Source organism: Streptomyces sp. NPDC000880 (assembly GCF_053599675.1).
Window position 1 is genome coordinate 11835 of record NZ_JBSFMS010000078.1, and the last position, 21175, is coordinate 33009.

Genomic DNA, 21175 nt, shown 5'->3' on the forward strand with positions numbered 1-21175 from the left:
GCTCTCCTATCGCGTGGCGAGCAGTCCCAGAAGGAAAGCTCGCAGATCGTCGTCCTCGTACCAGTCGCCGCTGAACATCGACTGAACGGACCGCGCGAGACTGTCACCCGTCTCCGGCTGTGTTTGCTGACGGGACAACAGGCGTCCCAGGGCGCTCCTGTTCATGCGGCGGGCGCCAGGGCGCCCAGTGTGTGTGCGGGTGAACCAGAACGCCCGCTGCGCGGCGTCCAGGTCCGGCACATGCTGGGCGAAGTGCTGCGCCAGGGCGTGCCCGGCGGTGCCCAGTCCGTCGTCGGCGAGGTCGGCGATCGTCGCCCGCTGCAACTCGGGCTCGTACCGGCCTTCCTCTCCGTCCACGGCCGTGAGGCGGCGGCCGGCCGGGATGTTGAGCCACGATCGCGGCAGGAGGCGCTGCACGCCCCTGACGGACCGCTCAGCGTCCGGGGTGCTGTCCGGGGTGAAGACCAGCCCAGCGTTGCCCTCGGGTCCGATGTCGCGGATCTCGGTGAGCGCGGCGGCCACTGCGTCGGGGACGGCCGCGGCGTACCGGGCCCGCAGGTCCGCCCACTCGCGGCGCGCGGTCGAGGCCTCTAGCCGGGCCGCTGCGAGCTCCACCTCGACGTCGGGGTCCTGGATGGTGCTTGTCGTCTGGGCGGCCTGGAGGTTGACCAGGCGGCGCTCCGTGGTGGCTACGTGGTCGTCGGCGCGCTGCATGGTGCCGTGTGGATCGCCTCCGAAGTCGTCGCCGAGCGCAGCGGCGAGACGGCGAGTCACGTCCTGGTCGACGTCGCCGCCGGCGGCACGCAGCGCGGCCAGGTGCCGCAGTGTCGTCAGGCCGGGGCCGCCGTCGGCCGCCCGGTCCGGGCTCCACTGCATCCGGTCGGAACGGCCTGGGAGCCGCCCGGCGGCGAGCTGCCCCCAGGTGGTCGGTCGCCACCAGGTGACGCGGCGGGATGCCTGGCCGAACCGTCCGGGCTCCGGCATCAGGCCGGCCCAGTGCGCGACCCGGGCGCCGAGGGATTCGCCGTCCACCGAGGGCAAGTCGAGGGCGGCCTGCAGGCGGGCCAGTCGCCGGGACTCCGGCCACTGCCGTACGCGGGTCGCGAGCCGCCCGAGGAACGCGCGGAGTCGGGCCAGGCGCTCGCGTCCGTTCTGCCACTTCTCGGCGATCTTCGAGGCTGCGGCCTTGACCAGCTCGACGAGACGACGGCCGAGGCGGATGAGGAGAGCGATGATGCGGGCCAGCAAGCCGGGCTGTCGTCCGGCGGCCGGGGATGTGGCTGCAACTCGCTGGGCGATCCGGCGGGCGGTTGCCTGCCGGGAGCCGTTGAGGTGTCCGGCCAGGAGCCGGCCGACCTGCTGGGCGTCCCCGGCGTTGAGCCCCGCGGCCTGGAGCTGCTGCAGGAGCGCGGCCACGGCCTCGTCGGTGTGGCCCGCGACAGCCCGCATGATGTCGCCGTCCGCGTCCCCGCTGCCGGTTCCGGTCCGGGCCGGGGTGGCGATCTGGTCGGGGATGAGGCGCAGCAAGTCAGCCGCGCGCTGGGCGAGGTCCTCGTCGCTCTCGTCCGGGAGGGGCTCGAGGTCGTTGATCGTGCGCAGCGCGGCGCGGACCGTTGCGGCGTGGGCGTCCTGCCGTGCCTGCTTGAGGGCCTGCTGTGCGCGGGCGCGGTCCGGGCCGGTGACACCCATGGCGTCGAGCGCATTGTTCGCCGCATCGCGGGCTGCCTGGCGGGCTTCGCGCAGGGCCTCGGGGGTGAGGCGCTGCGCGATCTGCTCGCGCAGGGCGTGGATGTCGCCAGGCGTCTGGGTTCCGGCTATCGCCTCGTCGATGATCCGCGCGGCAACAGTACGGGCGTGGTCGGCGACGATCTGGTCCGCCGCGGACAGCGGGGACGGGTTGGGGTCGCGGGGCGCGCCCGAAGGCGGCAGCGCGGGCGTGGGCCGGTTCCGCTCGTACACGTTGACGTCCCGGCCGGAGTGGAGCCCGAAGTCGTGCACGTTGCCGTCGTCGTCTACACCGGTCAGTGCCATCCACCAGCCGTTTCGCTGGGGCGGGGTGATGATCGTGAGTCGGCGGTGCCCGTTGAACTGGTAGCCGGTGCGTGAGACCGGTGCGTCGATGACGTCGCCGACGCGGAGACTGCCGGGACGGACCCGGGCCACGGGCGCCTGCGGGGCTGGAGCCGGGGTTGCCGGAGCCGGGATCGGGTCCGGGTCCGGGTCCGGGGTTGCCGGAGCCGCCGGGGTTGGGATCGGGGTTGCCGGGTCCGGGGTGGGCTCGGGGTCGTCAAGGTCGGGCGGGGTGGGGGCATCCGGGCGCGGCTCGGGGAGCTGCCACACGGGCATTGCGCCGTGGACGATCCGACGGCGCCATTGCTGGTCCTCGTCTTCCAGGAGCAGGCTGCGCACACCACCCGGGCCGTCCTCGGTGTCGATGACGCGGAAGACCCGCACCTCGTCGCCGCGGCGTTCGTCCGGCATGGCGATCAGGTCGCCCTCGCCGATCTGCGCGGCGTTCGACGGCCGTGGCCGGTCGAGGCCCGCCGGGGGCGTGAGGCCCGCGGCCTGGTCGAGGTGGTCGGCGGCACGCAGCGCGGCGCGTCCCTCAGTGGTCGACGGGTCGGCGGAGTCCCGGAGTTGGGCGGCGAGCGCGGCGGCCTGGTCCGGCGTGACGGGAAGGTTGGCGTCGATGCGGGCGGCTGCCTGCTGGGCGTCCGGGTCGTCCTCGGGGGCGCTTCCGTGGTCGTCGATGGCGTCGCGGTCGGCCGGCGTGAGGTCCGGGTCCACCGTCGGCCCGGTGACCGGGTCGATAACGGGCGCCGGTTCGTGGACGGTCAGCTCGTCGTCGCGGTCGGGCGCGTCGGCCGGGCTGAGCTGCGGGGCTCCGTCAGGGCCTTCCGCACGCGGGACGGTAGCGGTGGCGTCCAGCTCGAGCTCGCCGATTTCCCCGTTGGTGGTGTCGGCGTACTCGATGGTGACGCGGTCGCCGTCCCGGCTGGGGGTGCTGATGACCTGGACGGTGGTCAGGGTGCCGTCAAGGTCGAGGACAACGACGTCTCCGTCGGTGAGGTCGCCTGCGGTCGGGGTGTCGATGCCGGTAACCGGCTCGGTGTCGCCGGGGGCGTCGTCACGGACCTCGCCCGCGACCCGCAGGTCTGCGGCGCTGCGGGTGATGGTCCCTCCGGCGGTGGTGACCGTGATCTGGTCGCCGTTGACCTCGTCGACCGGGCCGAGGAGCGCCCCGTTCTCGTCGGTGACGATGTGGCCGGGGCGTACCCGCTGGCCTGCTGCCGTCCACCCGTCGGGCCGTTCACCGTCGTTGACAGTCAGGGACGTCGGGGTGATGCCGGTGTCGCTGTTCCCGTCGGCCCAGCGCACCGACACGGTGGTGTCAGTTGCTCCAGTGACGGTGCCTTCGCGGTTGCCGGAGCCGGTGACGCTGCTGCCGGGGAACAGGCCACGGCCGTTGCCGTCCGTGGGGATCGTGTCGGGCAGGTTGCCGCGGATGACGTCACCCTGAGCACCGCTCGCCGGGGAGCCCGGGACGGTGTTGTCAGGTGTCTCGGCCCGCGCAGCGGTGGCGTTCAGCGGTGTGAAGACGTTGCCGCGCTCCCCACGGCCGTCTGGGCTCTCACCGACAGAGGTGCGCCACATGGTCTCGGCGCGACCCCGGCGGGTCACAGAGACCTGCACAGGGGCGTTGAGGACGTACCCGGCGCGGGTGACGTTCCGGCCGCGCTTGGTGGTGCCCTCGATACGAGCCATGTCGCCGGCAGCGAGCTCGCCGACGCGTGCCCAGTGCGCGGGCTGCCCGTTGACGGGCTCCGGCGTTGCGGGGCGCTCGTCAACGGCATCGGCACCCGTGCTCGTGGTGTCGGCGGTGGCGCTCTGCGGCTCGGGCGTGCTCGGCTGCTGGTCCTGCTCGGACTCTGCACTTCGAGCCGCGGCCGCGGCTTGCATACGGTTCTGTGCACCCCTCTGGGCGCTCTCCGAGCGCGCTTGCGCTGTCGCTCTCTGCCGCTCCTTCTCTGCGACGACACGGCGGCCTGCGCTGATCCGGTCGGGATCATCGCTCTGCAGCACCAGGTAGTCGCCGGGCTCGAAGCCGAAGAAGCCGGTATCCGCAGCGTCGAGGGACCACCCGTCGAGCCACACCTCGTCCCCTTGGGTGCGATCGGTGGGATCCGAGAGGACGACCGAATATTCGTCGCGGAACGGGCGGCGGATGATGTCGCCCTGCTTGAGGGATCGGTGTGGCGTCAGGTGCTCGCCTTCACCCGGCGGCGTGAGGTTCCGGATCGCGGTGTTGTGCGCCTCGACGGAGAGAGCCCGCCTGGCGGCGAGCAGTTCCTCGGGCTCGCTCCCCTCTTGCGACGTGCCCAGCCGCGCCCTGGATGCAGCAACGTAGAGGTGGCGTCCAAACGCTTCGGTGTCGCCCGCCGCGTTCGCAGCCTCAGCCCCGCGCATCTCGGCGGCCACCGAACCGAGGGCCTGCTCGGAGTTGTCGCCGTACGCGGCACGGGCGGCCTCTTCAAGGGCCCGGTACCGGTCGACGACGCCGGTCCAGCCGGTGGCGGCAATGCTGTCCAGGGATACGTCGCCGTTGGCATCAGTGGGGGCTGCCGCGTCGGCACCCTGGGGCGTGCTGGTTTCTCCGTTGCCCGCCGCTGCCCGCTGCTCGGCCTCGTACTCGTCACGTGCGGCACGCTCGTTCTCACGGGCCTGCAACTTGTACTGGTTGTACGTCAGTCGGCCGCCGTTGTTGTCGAACCACTCGAGGAGTTCATCACTGACGTACCGGCGCCAACGGCCAAACTGGCTCAGGCTCCCGCCAGAGAACAGCTCACGGTCATTGATGCCAGCGGCCTCGCCGTCCCGGTTGAGGAACACGCCGCGGGTGGCGTCTTCAGCGGCGAGGAAGCGGGCCTCGTCTGCCACCACGAACTGATGTTGCAGCCCCTCCTCGAGGCGGCGCGCCTTAAACGTGCTGTACGTCAGCCGGCCGCCGTTGCTGTCGAACCACTCGAGCAGTTCCGGGCTGGCGTACCGGCGCCACTGGCTGCGCTGCGACATGTTGCTGCCCGAGAACACATCCCGTGCGCTGACGCCGGCCTGCTCACCCGCAGGGCTGAGCATCCGGCCGCCCGTGGCGTCCTCCGCGGCGAGGAAGCGCGCTTCGTCAGCGGTGGCGAAGTCTGTCCGTATCTGCTCCTCACTGTTGCGGCTCGGCCCGGTGATGTCCGTGTCGCCGAATGCCAGCGCCTCGTCCATCGCCCTGCCGCGCTGCGCCTCCTCCTCGGCGTTTGTGGGAGGCGTGTCCGGGATGGCGTCGCGGACACGCTGGTCAGTGTCGTCACGGCGGTCCATCTCCGCCATGACTCGCATCATGTCGTCGCCGCTGAGGGGCTGGCTGACAAGGGCGTCAAGGTCGTCGTTGCTGATCTGGGAGAGGTCTTCCGGCAGCGTGATCGACGCCTGGTCCGGCTGCGCGGCCTCGCCATCGTTGGTGGGCGCGGCGGTGCGCTGCTGCTCGAAGTCGTCGTTTGCGGCGCGCAGGGCATCCCGAAGGTTGCGGCCGTTCCCGTCGCGCCACTGGGCGATGCTGCTGGGGCCCCATGGCCGGTGCCAGTCGAACGGCTGCCCGGCGCTGTCGCTGATCGCCTCGAACCGGCTGGCCAGGTCGCGTGCTTCTTCGCGGCTGTCCGTGTCCAGGCCGAGGTCGGGCAGACGGGCGCCGTTGCGTGCCATGGCGAAGCGCCACAGGACTGAGCCGTCTTCCTGCTCCTCTGGCCAAGTGACGATCCCGCCGCCCTCCGACAGGGTGAGGGAAGGCCAGTTGGCGAGTTCGGCGAGGAACGCCCGTCGCTCGGGGGTGTCCTCATCGGGTGTCAGGCCTTCGCCGCGGTTCCAGGCGTCGCGCAGGGCGTCGATGTTGCGGCGCGGGTCGCTCGCTGCGTCACCACCGCGGCGGCCGTCACCGCTACCGGTGCCGGTGGCAGGGCTGCCGTCACCGAGGGGGAAGCCGATCCGGGGCAGGCCGGGCGCACCCGGGCCCCCGGCACCTCCTGGCGCGCCGTCGCCACCGCGATTGCGACGCCGTCGACGTCGACGGTCGTTGTCGTCGTTGCGCTGGTTCGCCTGGTCGCCTTGTCCGTCCTCGTTGCTCCCGGCGTCAGGGCTGGGGCTGTCGGGCATACCCGGCGCCCCTGAACCTCCGTCGGGGCCAGCCCCGTCCGAGTCGGGCCCGCCCGTATCGCCGTCACGGCGACGTCGGTTGGCGTTGCCGCCGTTCTCGTTGTCCCCACCGTCTCGCTGGGGCTCCTCCTCGGGCGTCGGCTCGCTCGGGGTGGTCTCCTCGTCCGAGGATGCGGTGTCGTCTTCGTCCTCGTTGCGTGCGACGCGGGCCGCACGCCGGAACAAGCGGGCTGCGCGCTCACCCTGGGGGCCGGCAGCCTCGTACCGCTGGGCAAGGGAGTCGAGGCGGTCAGCAACGTCTCGCAGCGTCTCCTCCGGGTCGTCTGCAGTCTCGGCCCGGTCGATGGCGTCGGCCAGGTCCTGCATCTCGGGGAGGCTGTCGCCCCCGACGATGTCGAGCGCGTCGCCCACCATGCTCGACATGCGCCGCGTCCGGTCGGTGACGTCCGTACGGTCCGTCGTCTCCGGCGTGCTGACGGGATCCTGGACCGTTTCGCCCGCGCCGGTACCGTCCGCGGTGTTGGTGGTGCCACCGTCAGCCGGGGTGTCCGCGCTGTCGGGCTCTGCGCCCTCTTCTTCGTTCTCCGGAATGTCCTCGTCGGGGTACCGCACGCGCAGCTCGGTGTCCGAGGTGTAGAAGCGCTCACGTCCATCGTCGGTGACGACTCGGGTGCGGCCTCGGCCGGTGCGAACGGGCTTCTCTGCAACGGTGTGCGTGCGCCCGTCTGCGTCGGTGTAGCGCTCCCCGGCCTCGAGGTCCGCAGCGTTGCGCATCTGGACCGGCCGCAGGCGGCTGGTGTCGCGGCCCTCGCTGGCGGCGAACATGTCCGGTGTGCCGAACTCGTCGTCAGGCCGGTCAAGGGGGTTGTCTGGGTCAGCGACGGCGGCCGGTGTTTCGTCCCCGCTCTCGAGGTCGAAGAGACCTCCTGCGGGCTCCGCGGGCTGCGGCTTCGGCTGCGGCTTTGGAGTACGGCCGGCGCGCCGGTCCGTCTCTGCTTCGAGGACGGCCATGCGGGTGCGGTCGGCGCCGGACAGATCGCCGTCGGCCATCTCCCGCTCCATCAGGGCGACCATCTCGTCGGAGAGTTCCTGCTCGGTCATCGCCGACGGTGCCTTGAGGCCCTCGGGACGGATTGCGTCGAGCTGTGCGGCGACTTCGTCTGGGTCAAGGGTGACGGTGTCCGGCTCCTGCTCGGGGTCGCCGGCCGGGGCGGTCTCGTCGTCGGCGGCCGCCGTCTGCTCGTCGGTGCTAGCGGCGCCGCTGGTCTCCGGCTGCGTCTGCTCCTCGCTGTCCGGTTCGGTCGACTGCTGCTCGTCCTGGCGGGCGGGCTCACGGGTCAGCTCGTCGCGGTGGAACGTCGCCGTGGCGCCGTCGCGGTTGACGATGACGGTTCCGTCCTCGTCCTCACTGGAGACGTACCAGCCTTGTCCGTCCGGGTCGGTGACGCGGTCGCGGAACTTGAAAGGCTCGCGGTCGCTGACGGGCCCGGTCGGCTCGGCGGTGGCCTCCGGGCCGTTCGGCGCGTCTGGGCTGGTGGTGTTCGGGGCATCGGTCGGGGGCACGCCCTGACCGGTGTTGGCTGCCCCGGACTGGCGCTCGCGCTTCTGGCGTCTCGTTTCACGGGCGCGCTCGAGCGTGGTGTGCATCTTGGCGCGCAGATCCTCAAGGATCGGCTTCGCCCGCCCGTAGGGGTCGATTCCGGGTGTCTCGGCGATCTCTGCAAGGATGCCGTCGACCGCTTCCAGAGCCTGCCTGATCTCGCTGGTCTTGGGGCGCTTGACGTCGGATATGGGCTGGCCGAACAGGTTGTTCACGATGGCTGCGCGCTGATGGCCCTCGGTCTCCCTGGGCCGGATCAGCAGGTCGTTGCGCAGCCCCGTCGCGGTCCACTCGCGGACTGCATCGCGGATCTCGCCCACGGCCTGGTCGATGTCTTCGGATGTGTGGAACGGCTCGTAGGTCTGTCCGTCGTCCGCCGCGGTGGGTTGCTGGGTGTCGTCCTGCCCATTCGGCTCGTCGGGGGTGGCGGTGCTCGGCGCGTCGGTCGGGGGCTCGCCCGCTCCGCCGTTGCCCGCGGCCGCCGTTTCGGGGGCGTTCGTCTCGGGCGCGTTCGCGGCCGGGGCATCCGTCTCGGGAGTGCTGGCCTCCGGCGCCGTGGTGTCCGCGGCCGGGCCGGTCTGACCCTCGGGCCGGATACGCGCGAGGGTGTCGCGCACTTCCTCCTCGGAGAGGCGCACGGGCTCGGCCGACTCGGGGGCAGGGTTGTCCTGGTCCCACTGCTTGAGCTTCGCGGCGGCCTGGTCGACGGCCACCTGGAGCGGGATGCGTTCCTCGCGGCGCGCGGCGGCGATCTTCTCGCGGTCGGCCTTGTTGAACCGCTTCTTGTCGAGTTCGTCCGGGTCGATCTCCGGCTTCGCATCGAGGTCGGTGACCCGGCCGACGATCTCCTCGAGCAGGTGCGAGCGATTGCGCGCATGGTCAATCTGCGGGGTCAGGTCAGCCGCGGCGTGCGCGGACTGGAGCAGGGCAATCTGCTCGTTCAGCTCCGGGACCTTCGCGCGGTCGGACTCCTGCAGGGCGGGGGCCTTAGCGAGGGCGTTGGACAGGCGGGTGATCATGCCCGACCCGGCGCCCTTCTTCTTCAAGTCCTCCACGCTGCGCTCGAAGTCGCTGTGCCGCAGCTCGGGGAAGCCGACGTGCGCGGTCAGCTTGCCGTCCGCGTCGCGCTCCGTGCGGACACCGAAGTCGAGGCCTCCGAACTGGCCGAGGATGTGCCAGGGGCTCATTCCCTCGCGGTCGTGCTCCAGGAGGCGGGTGGTGACCTGCCGGTGCAGGGCAGCGCCAGCGTCGGCGCGATCACCGTAGGGGGAGCCGCCGATGGTCATGGCGAAGTTGCCGCGAAGGTCGCGGATGCGGGGCAGGGCCTGCTCGCGGCGCTGGATACCCTCGCGGGTGGCTTCCGCCTCCTGGCGCAGGGCATCAAGGGCTTCGCTGCGGCGGATGCGCTCGGCGGCCTCGTTGTGCTGGTCGATCTCGAGGTCTTTGAGCGTCCGGCGGGCCTTCATGAGCTGGCTCATGTAGGGGTTGCCGCCGATCTCGGCTTCCATCGTCTCGTAGTCGAACTCGGCGCCGTCGATCTCGGAGACGGTGTCGCTGGTGTCGCCGTCCTCCGGCTCCGGGCGCTGGATGTCGACCAGGCCCTCGGCCTTGGCGGCGACGAACCCGGACTTCCAGCCGTCCATGGAGCCCTTGGTCGCATAGATGTCAATCTCGACCTCGGGGTTCATGTTGCCGTAGCGCAGGATGCGGCCGTTGCGCTGCTCCATCTGCGCGGCGCCCCAGTCGAGGTCGACGTGCGAAAGGGAGATCATGCGGTCCTGGGCATTCATGCCCGTGCCCGCGACGGCGCTGGAACCCATGAGGACCGAGATTTCGCCCTCGCGTGCCCGGCGGAACAGCTCGGTCATGTCCTCGGGCTTGCCGGACTTCTTGGCGTCCTGGACGAATTTGATCTTGTCCTCGGGGATGCCGCCGGCAACCATGAGCCGCTTGAGTTCGGCGTAGGCGTCGAAGCCGCCCTTGTTCTTGCCCCCCGGGACGCCTTCGTTCAGGAAAATCATCTGGAGGGCGCCCGGAACGGGGTGGTCCTCGTCGCTGCCGTACGCGACCTTGTAGACCCGGTCCTTGGTCTGGTGGTAGCGCTCGATGTGCCGGTCCGCGACCGCCTTGAGCTTGTTACCGGCGGGGGCGTTGGCGTCGATGAGGCGCGGGTCGAGGGCCACGCTGGTGCCCTCGCCGGACACCGCCAGCATGTTGTCCTGGCTACGGTCGACCTCGCCGTTGTGGATGGCGCGGCCGCGGGCGACGAGCCCCTTGAGGCGCTTCTTCTGGTCCGAAGTCGCGTCGACCATGATCAGGTTCGGCGCGTTGCCCTTGAGCTTGGGGCGGGGAATGCCGACGTCGTCACCGCGCTTGGTGTCCGCGACCAGGCCCCACATGGTCTTCATGGCGCGCTTGTTGTGGAACTCCGAGAACCGCTCGACAACGCGCAGGCCAGAGCCGTCGGGCGCGTTCTCGATGCGCAGAGTCTTGCGGCCGAAGGTGGCGGCCCACAGGTCCGGCGCACCCGCCTTGTAGGCGTCCAGCACCCATGGTGCCGCGAACTGCAGCATGGTGAACTGCTCGCTGATGCTGTTCGACAGTGGAGTGCCGGTGGCGAGGGTGATCGTGGCGCGGCCGCTGCGGCGCTGATGAAGGTCGGTTGTCTTCTGGTGGAGGTCGATACCGCGGATCGACGCCGGGTCGCCGCCGCCCTCCTTCGAGCGGAAGCCGACGCCCTTGTACCGGTGAGCCTCGTCAACGACGAAGTAGTCGAATCCGAGGTCATCCCAGTACGTTTCGCCCGGCTTCCGCATGGGCGCAGCGTTCTTGTTGATGTTCCGCTGCACCGTCGCGATGCGCTGCTCAATCTTGGCGACGATGAACGGGTGGCTCGGGTTGTCGGCGTCCTCGTACTGGCGGTCAAGCTGCGCGCGCAGCGCCTCCAGCTCCCGGAACTCGTACGCCTCCTGAGCCTCCGGGCTCATCCTGATGGAGCCGAACGCTTCCTCGGTGAAGATGACCAGGTCCGGCTTGTTGGCGCGCAGCCACTCCAGGGTGCTCGCCCGCCGGCCGTCGGCCAGGTCCGCCGACGTGATCAGGTGGATGTCGGCGTTCGGGTACAGGTAGCCGGCCTCGTCCGCCCACTGCTTCGCCAGGTGGTTCGGCACGACGGCCATGGGCTTTTCGATCTGCCCGGACGCCTTGAGGGCCTGGGTGCCCATGACGAGCGTGGACGTCTTACCGAGGCCGACCTCGTGGGCGAGAATCACGCCCCGCTCGAACTGCATCCGCGCGGCGCCGGAGCGCTGCCACGGGTGCGGCTCTCGATCGGGGGTGAAGCCCTCCAGGCTGGGCGACATGCCCTCGTACGAACGGACGACGTGCCCGTTCATGATTCGGTTGTACGACTCGGTGAGCGTGGTGAGGCGTTCAGCGTTCGCCGTGGAGTACTTGGCGAACTCGGCCCGCATCTGGTCGGCCTTCTGCCGGATCAGGCGGGAGGTCGTCTCGTCGACGTCCTTGCGCTTTTCGTCGTGGTAGACGGTCAGCGAGCCGAAGCCCAGAACGGCGCGGGCGATGTCGACGGCCGACTTGCCCCGGGTGCCCTTCTCAGGGTCTGCCGGGACGCCGTACATGATGTTGTTGGCCTCGGGCACCTTGCCGGTGTTGAGGACCCAGCCGTACCGGTCATCGTGGGCAACGCGCAGGGTGCGGTCGCCCAGGTACTCGCGCAGGAAGCCCTGCAGGAGCTCCGGCGGCGTCCAGTGCGCGGCCATCTCCGGGGTGAACTGGCCGATGGTGCGCTCTGGCGGCTGCACGGCCTCCAGCGACGCCACGTTCACTGCGAACGACGGGTCGGTCTCCGCGGCCTTGCGGGCGGCCTCGAGCTTGTCGCGGACAGCACCGGACAGGTAGGCGCTGGCCAGCTCGAGGCGGCCGGTGCCCGGATTGGTGAAGACCTCCGTGCCGAGGCGCCGCAGCGTCTCCTGCGGGTCGAGGTTGAGCAGGCGGGAGATTTCACCGAGGTCGACGTCGCCGGTTGCGGCCACCACCGCGGCAAGGGCCGTCTTCGGGTCGTCGGTTGAGGTCAGCGGCTGCCGGCGGGCGGCGGCACGCTCGGTGAAGATGCGGGAGAGGACCTCGCCCTTGCCCGCGTCCCACCGCTCCAGCGCGTTGACGGCCGCAGCGTCCGGGTCAGCGCGGAAGTAGCCCAACGCCGTCGGCACACCGCCCTTGGTGCGGTGCTGGCCAGGCTTGGACAGCGGCCCGTACTCAGCGACGTAGGCGGCGTGCAGGTCACGGAGCTGCGCACGCAGCGCGTCCGCGCGCTCCTCCTCGTCGTTCTTCCGGTCCAGCTCGCGCAGCTCGGCGGCGACGTCGCGCAGTCCCAGAAGGGCGCGGAGCTGGGCGGTGTTGCCGTCGGCAGGCTCGATCCGTACGGGCTCGGCACCGTTGACGTGCTGGTAGAACTGCCCGTCGTCGCCCTCGTAGACGCGGCCCGTCCAGTCGTTTGCGTGCTTCTCTCGCGCGGCTTGCAGGCGCACCGGGGGCCGATCATCGCCCGCGGGGTTCGGCTCGTAGCCGCGGCCGTCAGCCGTGGCCTTGGCGGCGATGCCCTCGAGCGCACTGCGGAGCTGTTCGGCGGCCTTGGCCGCGTCGCCCTGGACGGTCACCTCCGGCCCGAACGGGCCGGACTTAGTGGTCATCGTGCCGAGGACGTGCTCGGGGTGCTCGTCGAAGTAGGCGTTGATGTGGTGCTTGGTCCCGTTGATATCCCGCTCGGGCGCGTCCAGCCAAGAGGTGTCGGCCGCCTCTGTGCCGTCCTCGCGGCGCCGGAACACCAGCACATCGGTGGTGACACCGGTGCCGGCGTCGTTGAAGACACCGGATGGCAGGCGGACCGCGCCCACCAGGTCGCCGTACTTGGCCATCTGGCGGCGGGCCTTGTCGCCCTTGGAGTCCAGCGTCTGCCGGGAGGTGATGACGGCGGTGATGCCGCCTGGCCGAACGAGAGCGATCTCCTTGGTGACGAACCCGTTGTGCAGGTTCTCCGCCGGGTACCGCTTGTCATCGAACGGGACGCGGGCGAAGGGCACGTTGCCGATCGCGGCATCGAACGTGCCCGGATGGGCGTCGGTCTCTGCGAACGACTCGTTGAGAACGTTGGCTTCCGGGTAGATCACCTGAGCGATGCGGGCCGTGGTCGGGTCCAGCTCGACACCGGTCAGGCGAGCGCCGTCGGGGGCGACACCGAAGAACGTGCCCGCGCCTGAACCGGCCTCAAGGACGTCGCCACGCTCGAACCCGAAGGCCCGCAAGCCGTCCCACATCGCTTCGGCGATGGGCTGCGGCGTGTAGTGCATGGACAGCACACCGCGGGACGCCTGCCGGAACTCCAGCGGCGTGAGCACCCGCTGCAGTTCGTCGCGGACGTCGCTGTACTCAGCCCAACGGGCGTGATCCTGCTCGAACTTTCCCTCGCGCGCCCCGCCCTGCTGGTAGCGAGGCTCCTTCTCATTCGGCTCGCTGGCGAAGATGACCGGAGCCGAGCCCCACCCGGACCAGCGGGCAAGGATGCGCTTCTCCTCGTCGGTGGCCGGCCGGTTCTCGGTCTCCAGCTTCTTGAGGACCTTGATGGCCTCAACGTTGGCGACCGCACGCGCGCGCGTGCCCTTCGGCGCGTTGGCCGGGTCCGGCCGAAAGCGCGCTACAGGTCGTACATCGCGTCCTTGATCTCCTGCAGGTGCTGCATCTCCGGCGTCAGCTCCGGCACTGTCTCCGCCTCGGGCTCCGGCTCCGGCAGAAGCTCCTGCAGAACCATCGCCGTCGCGTCCGCCCTGATCTGCTTCTGCCGGCCGACCGCCGCCTCGTACTCCTGCGGCTCCGGCACCGTCTTCTCCAGCGCCTCCTCGGCCACCAGAATCCGCGCCTCGATCTCCTTGGCCTTCGCCGTCACGAACGCTTCCGGATCGTCCATCGCCGCCCACTCCTGCGGCCGGTACGTCTGCCAGTGCTCCCGGACCGTCGGGCTGAACATGTTCATCGTCGTTTCCTCCCAGCGCGGCGCGGAGCGCGGCCTGCTGTGCCTCGATCTCCTCGCGGGAGATGACCTTTTGGTCGTCGTTCCCGCCATTCTGGCGGACTGCCTCGCGGGCCGTCTCGATCGCGTGCAAAGCAACGTTGATCGACGCGAGCCGCGTCTTTGCCTTCTGCCGGTCGGAACTGTCTGCCTCGCGGTCCGTGGCCTGCACGGACATGTCCCGAGACAGCTCCTCCGTGATCCGGTTGAACTCGGCGAGCAGGCCCTCGGGAATGACGAGGTTCCGGCCCTTGATGTGGTGGCCCTTCTTGCTGCTGGGGACCAGCGGGTTCACGCCGTCGTCCCAGCCATACCGGTCCCGGAACAGGCTGTAGAGGTAGCGCCGCTCCTCGGTCGCCGAGGCAAGCCGGTCCCCAAGGCGGCCGTTCTGGTACAGCTCCACGAACATCTTCGGCACGAACACCCGGCGCTCTTGGCCCCAAGTGCGTTCACCGCGGCGGTCGTCGTCGGTGTCGTACGAGCGGACCAGCGCGGCGAGGGCGGCCGCCCGCGACGGGTAGGTCTGCGTGTGGCCCCACGTGTTCTTGCCCCAGGACCAACCGACCTCCCGCCTGCCGACGTGCGCGTTGTGGTCGATGTAGCCGTAGGGGGCGCCTCCGTCGACGCTGATGCCGCCATTGGAGTCGGGGTTGTCGACGCGGGCGAGGAGCTGTTCGACTTCGGGGGTCGTGTCCCGTCGGCTCAGTTCCGCCTCGATCGCGGCCATGCGCTGCTTGCGGGCTGCGGTGACCTCGTCCGCCTCGTACGAGGTGCGCCCACGCTCCAGTTCGGCGTACTCGTTGCCCAGCTCCTCCGAGCTGACAGCGTCCGGCGCCTCCCGGTCCGTGATGGCCCGCTTCTCCCGGTCGCGGCGCTCCCGCTTGATGTCTTCCAGGCGCCCCTTGAGGACCTCCTGCGCCTCCGGGCTGGCCTTGCCGAGGTCCCGGGAAATCAGGTCGTCGTACTCGGCGGCAAGCTGCTCGTCATCGAGGTCCGCGGCCGGCGGACGGCTGGCGATCGACACGGCGCGGCGTCGCTGCTGCTCGCCGACGATGCTGTCGTGCCGTGTCTGCAGAGCCTGGCGCATGGTCCGCTCGGCTGTGGGGTCATCGCCCGCGGCCTGGTGCAGCCTGACCCGCTCGCCGACCTTCTCCCGGGCTTGGGCCAACTCCTCGTCGATGAGCCCGGTCAGGTCGGTCTGGTCGTCGGCCATGGCCTGGGACCGGCGGCGGCGCTCGCCGTAGACGGCCCGGTCCACGTCATTCGCCTCTTGGCCACGCCGAGAGCCGTACGTGCCGCGCTCCTCCTGCGACTGCCTGACGCGTGCCTGAATGTCCTCGTCGCTCAGCGAAGTCACGTCACGGAGCACAGCCTGCTCGCGCTCCTGCTGGCGACGCTTCCTCTCTTCGCTCAGTGCGTTGATCTCGCGCTGGTTGTTCCTCCGGCCGGACTCGGAGCGGATGCGGGACTGCTTAGCCCACCGCTCGTTCTCCATCTGCCGTAGCTCGACGTCGCTGGCATCACGGATGGTCTGCTGGAACGCTTCCGCCTCGTCGACGGGTGCGGCCGGGGCGTTTGCTCCGTCGGCCGTGGCCGGCTTGGCGGTGCCGTCGGAGATGACGACGTATCGGCCCTGACGGTCGAGGTTTTGCAGGACCTCGGCGATTTTCTCGTCCCGCTTGGACGGGCCCATCGTCGACATGGTCAGCCACGTGTCCGGGTCGACACTGGGCGCCCGGTTCACGGCCTTGACGGAGCCGATGGCCGCGCGGTCGTTCTCGTCGCCCCGGATGGTTCCGTGGAATGCCATGACGCGCTTGCCCTTGAAGGTGATCCACTCAGCGGTGACGTGGTCGCGCTCCTCGGGCGGGAGCTGAGAGGCCCGGTGCGCACGGGCCATGACTGCGGCGCCCGCCGGCGGGTACGACGGGACAGGGAACTTGACGCCGTTGACGGTGGCCTGGGGTGGGAAGCCGCGCTGACTGGTTGCAGCGGCCTGTCCGTCGGGGCCGTAGACGGTGACCGATCCGCCGTCGTTCGTGTAGTGGTAGCCGTCAACGCCGTCGACGGGCTCGGCGCCGTCCGGTAGCGGCGACGGCTCGGGCTGCGGCTGCTCGGGAGCTACCTCCGGGGCCTGCTGTGTCACGTCGGACGTCGGCGTCTGAACGTCCGGCCCGGCTGCAGGATCCGCACCGTGCTCCTGCTTCCACTTGGCGAGGACCTGGTCGACGACATCGGGGAGCGACTGGTTGTTCTCGGAGCGCCACCTGGTTATCTCCGGAGTGGATAGGTCCAGCGGCTTGCCGTCCTGGCCCTTGATGTTGGAGGCGACTAGCAGTCGGCCGAACTGCTGCGCTTCCGGCAGCGACTCGAACTCGGGGTGGAGTTCGGCGGCGGACCCGGTGGCGATGAGCTTCCACTTGCCGTCCGGGTTGCGGCGGGTCACAAGTTGGCCCTGGCCCACGAGCTTGAGGCGGTTGTCGTTGATCAGCGCATCGAGGACCTGTGCCTGCCCATCTCCCCGGCCGCCCTCTTGATCACGTAGCGCCGCCCAGTGCGCCCGGACCTCCTGCAGGGAGCTGAAGCGTCGGCCGTTCCCCTGAGGTGCGGCGGTGGCGTTCCTCGGCTCGGCAGCTGGGGTGGCGTCGAACTCCTTGCGCGCCCGGATGATCGCTGCCCGAACGTTCTCGCCCTTCGTCGAGGCCCAGTTCTTGGCGGCCTGGTCGAGGTTCGGGTCGGAGAAGTCGAACGGCTGGTTGAACTCGCCCGGCATGATGTGCCCGTTGCGGACGCTCTCGTTCAGGTGGTCGGCGAACCGCTCGGCGTCCTGCGCGGTCTCGAAGTCGCCCACGTCGGTGAGGCGCTGGCCGGTGCCGGTGGCAGTCAGGTACCAGCGGCCGTTGGCGTCGTCTGGACGGATGGCGAGCCCGCTGGACGGGGTGATGCGCAGGTCCTCGTCCTGGGCCATGTGCCGCAGCGCGTCGGCCATGTCCGGCGTGGTCTCGGGCTGGTCGGCGAGGTTGGTGAAGTGCTGGCGGACTGCCGCGGTGTCGGCGTAGCGGGCATTGAGCGCGGTCTTCCGGTTGGGCAGAGCATCGAGCTTGATGGGGTGCTTGCCGTCCCCGGGCTCGTCCTGGTCGTCACCGACGTCGGGGCCGTCACCCTCGTCGTCGCCGATGGCGTTGCCCTGGTCGTCGACGTTGTGCGGATCGTCGGGAGTGTCCGGGTCGCCCTGGTCGTCTCGAGAGATGCCCAGGCCGCGCCGCGGGTCGTCGTAGCGCCGCGAGTCCTCCTCGGCGACCTTGTCCTCGTTGTTGGTGGGGGCGCTGCCGTCGGGGCGCGCCACCATCGTGACCCACTTGGCACTGGTGGTGTGGCGGCGACCGGTGAACGTGCCGTCAGGCGTCTTGTCCTGGACGAGGATGCGGTCATGGGGCAGGGCTCGCACGACGCGGGCGAGCTTTCCGCCCCACAACCTCACCGTTCCGCCCGTCTCGATGAAGCGCCCCTTGCTGTCACGGGGATGCAGGGCGGCGTTCCAGGGCCGGCGGGTGACCTTGGTCTGGAGACCGCGACTCAGGTCCCGCGACTCAGCCTGTGCAGTGGGGCGATTCAGCATGGCGCGGACCATGCACACCGCAGGTGGTTAGCGTCGCGCGCTGCCTTCCGGGGCCCGGGTGGGCTACATGGTCTCGGTGAGGATGTGGATGGCAAACCAGCCGCTGAATCCGATCCAGCCGGCCGCGAATACGGCGCGCCCGGCCTTGCTGGTACGGGTGCGGAAAACGCGGCGGGTCGTCTCGCTGAGGGTGTCGCCCTCCCGCCGGTTGACCAGGGCGATGGTCTCGGCAACGGCGAACGCGACGGTCCAGACGGTCCAGATGGCGGGCCACATCAGTGGGTGCTCCTTAATCGGCTTGGTAGTGCAGACGGCAACGGCAGTTGACCGTGAGGGCGATGGGTGCGAAGGGGTCGCCGGGATAGCGCAGGGCGAAGCCATCCACGGTGTACGGCGTTCCGGCGGGCAGGGTGGTGCCCTGCAGGGCCCGGTGCGCGGGCCGTACACGGTCGTCGCCGCGGGTGATCCAGGTCCGTACGACGTCGGGGCCGGCGGACTCGGCGGCGGCCTCTGCGGCGCCGTTGATGGTGGCGACGGCGCACGCTTCGGCAAGCCGGGCGACGAGTCCGGGCGTTGCGGTGCGGTAGAAGGCTTCGGCGCGGTCTATGACGTCGTCGATGGTGGCCGCGGTGCGCTGCTCGTCCATCAGCTCCGCAGCGAGTTCACCGAGGAACGCGGCGACCGCTTGCCCGGCCTGACTCGCGGCGAGGATGGCGGCGCCGGCGGCGGCGGGGGGCACTGTTCCGGCACCGGTCAGGGCCTGGCCGACGGCTGCAGCGGTCGCGGAAGCGGCCTGTTGCAGGATCGGCCCGAGGGTCTGGGTGGTTTCCTCGGCCCAGCGCGCTGCGCTCACCACGCGGTCGCTGTCTACCGGGCCGCCGCCCCACCTCTGGTCGTCGTCCCCGTCGGGCTCCCAATAGCGGGTGTACTTGCGGATCTTCGGGGCGCGGAGCCGGGCAACGATGACGCCCTGTTGTCTGGCCAAGAGCGCAATCAGGGCGGCGGCCACCGCGTTGGACGTTGCGTCGAAGTCATCGTCAGTGACCTCGTATCCGTCCTCCTCGGGAAGGGCCTTGGTCTGAATGGCTCCCCTGGCGGCGGCGACGTCTGCAGCAGCGTCTCCGGGCTCCGTACCGGTGTCTGAGCCGCGCGCGCGGGACACATCTGCGGCAGCTTCGCCAGGGCCTGTCTCGACCGTGGTGGTGCGGGCCTGCGCGACCGCGTCGGCGGCTGTGCCGGAGGGCGTGGCGGGCAGGGCGAGGGGGCCCTGTGCGCGGGCGGCGGCGACGATGGCCGCGGCGTCCTCTCCCGGGCCAAGGGCGCGGGCATTGGCGACCGCCGCGGCGGCCGAGTCATCGGCGAGTGCTGGGAGCGGGGCGCCGCTCCCGGAGTTGGCGCCCTGCCCGGCGTCGGCCGCTTCGTCCGGGCCGAGACCGAGCGCCGCGGCGTCCTGGTCGTTCGCGGGGACAGGCGCCTTCTGGGGGCTGATCCACAGCGCCCGGGACTGGGGGACGTTGAAGGCGCGGCGTCCGGCGATCTCCCGGTACTCGTCAATGGTGATCAGCCCGGCGTTGAACTCCTCCCGCGCCTCCGTGCGTTCCTGGCGGCGCGGGAACTCGAGGGCCTGTACCCGAGATGTGTCGAACCGGACAGTCCAGCCGTCGTCCAGGTCGGTGTCGAACCCGGACGCGAAGAGGTTGAGGTGCGGCAGCTCGGTGTGGTCCCAGAAAGTCCACTCTTCGCGGTCAGCGTTGGCGTAGGTCCGCTCGGAGGCGTTGCCGACGATGCTCTCGGGGACGCCGAACGCCGCCAGGATTTCACCCTTGGACGTTGTTGCCAGCGTCTCGTACGCCATTTCTCGTGGCCGGGCGGAGGTGTCGACGTAGTTGACTCCTCCCGGGCCGGTGCCGACGAGAGTGAGCTCCCCGGCGTGGTGGGCGCCGGGCGCGAGGCGCTGCTGGATGCGTTCCATCTCTCGGGGGTCGACGCCGTCGACGTCGATGCCGACGATGCCGCCGGGCCGCCCGTCGTTGTCGATGAAGCTGATGTTGTAGACGCGGGCTTTCACGTCCAGGTCGATGGACAGCCCGGCGGCCTCGAGGGGCGTCACGCCACAGAACGGGTCGGTCGGGTGAGGGTCCCTGAGCCAGATCACGCGCTCCGGTTTCAGCTCCCGGACGATGCCGGCGCGGCTGGTGAACTCGAAGTGCTTGATGTAGTCGCCGTACGGGTCGGGGATGATCTGGACTCGGTCGGGCGGCAGGAGGTCCAGGCGTGTGAGGGTGCCGCCGCGGCTGTACGTCTTCTCGATGAACGCGCCCTTCTTGCTGAGCAGGAGTTGCGCACTCACCCGCTTTTTGAAGACGTCCCCGGACTCCATCGGGTTTGCCTTGGTGTTGAGGAGCCGAAGAATGGGATGGTCGTCGAGGGTCTCCTCGAAGCGCCGTTCATCGCCTCCGCGGCCGATCTGGATGGGCAGCTCGCTGGCGTGCTTGCTGATCGCCTCGACCGATTTGAACGTCCAGATGCTGCGCTCGTAGCCCTCGGTGATGACGCGGTCCATGTCCCAGCCATCAGCGCGGCCCTCGGTCCCCCAGACGTTCGTGACGCCCGCGTACGTCATCGACACGTACGAGTTGCCGACGCCCGCGAAGTCCTTCGTCTCCACGGCGGCCGCGGGGGTGGCTGTCTGCCGGGGCAGGAGGAGGCCGCGCAGCGCGGGCAGGAACTGGCGGGGCATCAGGCCCCCTCACTGGCCAGCATCAGCCCGGTCCCGGCAACTGCCAGGCTCACAGCGAGCCAGCCAAGCGGCGTGTAGGCCACGAATACGCAGGTGGTCAGGCCGACGTATCCGACGAGGGCGGCGGCCGTGGCAAGCCTGCGCTGCCACAACTTCGGGGAGGGCCTGAGGGAGATGCCCGCGACGATCAGGCCGGCCATGGCGGTGGTCAAGCCCACGGCCCAGTGGATGGCGCCCAGCGCGGCGAGCACACCGAGTGCGCCGAGCGAGAGCAGGAGCAGGCCGGTGGCTTCGCGGGCGACCGCCCGTGGGGCGCGTTGAGGCTGAGTAGTCACGGCCGCACCATGAACAGCACGCCATGCTTGTGTCGCGTGGTCAGCGCGGGCGGGACACTCCGGCAACGTAGGCGCCGATTCCGCGACGCTGGATGGTGCCCCCGGGGATGATCTTCGCGCCGGGCGGGGGAGCGTTGACCTTCCGCTTTGCCCGGGTGGACTGGTCGCCGCCGATCAAATGCCGGTTGTCGATCTTCTCGGCGCAGTCATCACCCTTGACCTCGTCGTACGGGCGCCTGCACCCCTTGCAGTACACCTCGAGCGCCTCGACGCGCTGCCCGGCGGTGGCCTTGAAGGAGCCGCGGAAATCGGCGATACCTGCGATCCGGGGTGTCACCTCAACCTCGGCGGCCACGACCCAGGTGTGTGACAGGTCTTGGGGCTCCTCGGGCTCTGCCGGCGGCGCAGTCGGCTGCTCCGGTTGGGGAGTGGTCTTGTGCTCGATCTCGGGGCTCAGCCAGGCGAACAGGCTTTCCTGCCGGTGTGTCCGGCCTCTGGTCGCGGGTGAGTCAAGATCAAGCATGTGCCGGAGCAGCTCTTCGATGTGACGGCGTTCCCGATCATGATGGTGCTGATGTACACGTACCTCTTCGGAGGGGCGCTG

Annotated in this window: 5 protein-coding genes and 1 pseudogene; 1 reads left to right on the top strand and 5 read right to left on the bottom strand. The window is 70.3% G+C overall.

Features of this window, described 5'->3' with window-relative positions:
• Window positions 1-6 precede the first annotated feature (6 nt).
• The 5 genes from ACWDO5_RS23270 to ACWDO5_RS23290 form a co-directional block, all read right to left on the bottom strand.
• Window positions 7-17496 carry a hypothetical protein gene (locus ACWDO5_RS23270; RefSeq protein WP_450532273.1) on the bottom strand — a complete coding sequence of 5830 codons (17490 nt, stop codon included), beginning with the start codon at window positions 17494-17496 and terminating at the stop codon, window positions 7-9.
• Between the two features lie 63 nt (window positions 17497-17559).
• The gene (locus ACWDO5_RS23275; RefSeq protein WP_450532274.1) at window positions 17560-17772 is read right to left on the bottom strand and encodes a hypothetical protein; all 213 of its coding nucleotides are present in this window, start codon (window positions 17770-17772) and stop codon (window positions 17560-17562) included.
• A 13-nt stretch (window positions 17773-17785) separates the two neighbouring features.
• The gene (locus ACWDO5_RS23280) at window positions 17786-20236 is read right to left on the bottom strand and encodes a phage portal protein (protein WP_450532275.1); all 2451 of its coding nucleotides are present in this window, start codon (window positions 20234-20236) and stop codon (window positions 17786-17788) included.
• Entirely contained in the window at window positions 20236-20571 is a 336-nt protein-coding gene (locus ACWDO5_RS23285; RefSeq protein WP_450532276.1) for a hypothetical protein, read from the bottom strand. Before ACWDO5_RS23285 ends, ACWDO5_RS23280 begins: the two co-directional genes overlap by 1 nt.
• Window positions 20572-20611: 40 nt before the next feature.
• Window positions 20612-21094, bottom strand: a complete 483-nt coding sequence (locus ACWDO5_RS23290) for a hypothetical protein (RefSeq protein WP_450532277.1) — start codon at window positions 21092-21094, stop codon at window positions 20612-20614.
• On the opposite strand from ACWDO5_RS23290, the pseudogene ACWDO5_RS23295 reads away from it, so the two are divergent.
• A pseudogene (locus ACWDO5_RS23295) lies at window positions 21080-21175 on the top strand (ABC transporter permease); the annotation flags it as partial. The gene ACWDO5_RS23290 and the pseudogene ACWDO5_RS23295 sit on opposite strands and share 15 nt — an antisense overlap.

Excerpts from the sequence above, each read along its gene's own strand:
- ACWDO5_RS23270 (WP_450532273.1), bottom strand. The coding sequence starts at position 17,496 with ATGCTGAATCGCCCCACTGCACAGGCTGAGTCGCGGGACCTGAGTCGC.
- ACWDO5_RS23275 (WP_450532274.1), bottom strand. The coding sequence starts at position 17,772 with ATGTGGCCCGCCATCTGGACCGTCTGGACCGTCGCGTTCGCCGTTGCC.
- ACWDO5_RS23280 (WP_450532275.1), bottom strand. The coding sequence starts at position 20,236 with ATGCCCCGCCAGTTCCTGCCCGCGCTGCGCGGCCTCCTCCTGCCCCGG.
- ACWDO5_RS23290 (WP_450532277.1), bottom strand. The coding sequence starts at position 21,094 with ATGCTTGATCTTGACTCACCCGCGACCAGAGGCCGGACACACCGGCAG.